Raw genomic sequence first — 714 nt, 5'->3', positions numbered from 1 at the left:
GGATTCAGCCTGACCACCAAACTCGATATTACCGCTTTGCGTACTGCACTGGCGAAAACCGGTTATAAGTTTTATCCGCTGATGATTTACCTGATCTCCCGGGCTGTTAATCAGTTTCCGGAGTTCCGGATGGCAATGAAAGATAATGAACTGATTTACTGGGAACAGTCAGACCCGGTCTTTACTGTCTTTCATAAAGAAACCGAAACATTCTCCGCACTGTCCTGCCGTTATTTTCCGGATCTCAGTGAGTTTATGGCGGGTTATAACGCGGTAACAGCAGAATATCAGCATGATACCAGGTTGTTTCCGCAGGGAAATTTACCGGAGAATCACCTGAATATATCATCGTTACCCTGGGTGAGTTTTGACGGATTTAATCTGAATATCACCGGAAATGATGATTATTTTTCCCCGGTTTTTACAATGGCAAAGTTTCAGCAGGAAGGTGACCGCGTACTATTACCTGTTTCTGTACAGGTTCATCATGCAGTCTGTGATGGTTTTCATGCAGCAAGGTTTATCAATACACTTCAGCTGATGTGTGATAACATACTGAAATAAATTAATTAATTCTGTATTTAAGCCACCGTATCCGGCAGGATTGGTGGCTTTTTTTTATATTTTAACCGTAATCTGTAATTTCGTTTCAGAAGGCACTGTTGCAAAGTTAGCGATGAGGCAGCCTTTTGTCTTATTCAAAGGCCTTACATT

The 714-nt window shown here is 41.7% G+C and carries 1 protein-coding gene; it reads left to right on the top strand.

Annotated elements, in window-relative coordinates:
• Nucleotides 1–564: type A chloramphenicol O-acetyltransferase (gene catA / locus ACOT0L_RS24010; protein ID WP_421637286.1), on the top strand; the 564-nt coding region annotated here is incomplete at its 5' end.
• Nucleotides 565–714: the final 150 nt, after the last annotated feature.

Origin of the sequence: Enterobacter cloacae complex sp. XAL002, from assembly GCF_049236805.1 — a bacterium.
Classification (GTDB): Bacteria; Pseudomonadota; Gammaproteobacteria; order Enterobacterales; family Enterobacteriaceae; genus Enterobacter; species Enterobacter intestinihominis.
Note: the sequence above shows the minus strand (reverse complement) of the source record. Positions and strands in the feature narration are given on the sequence as shown.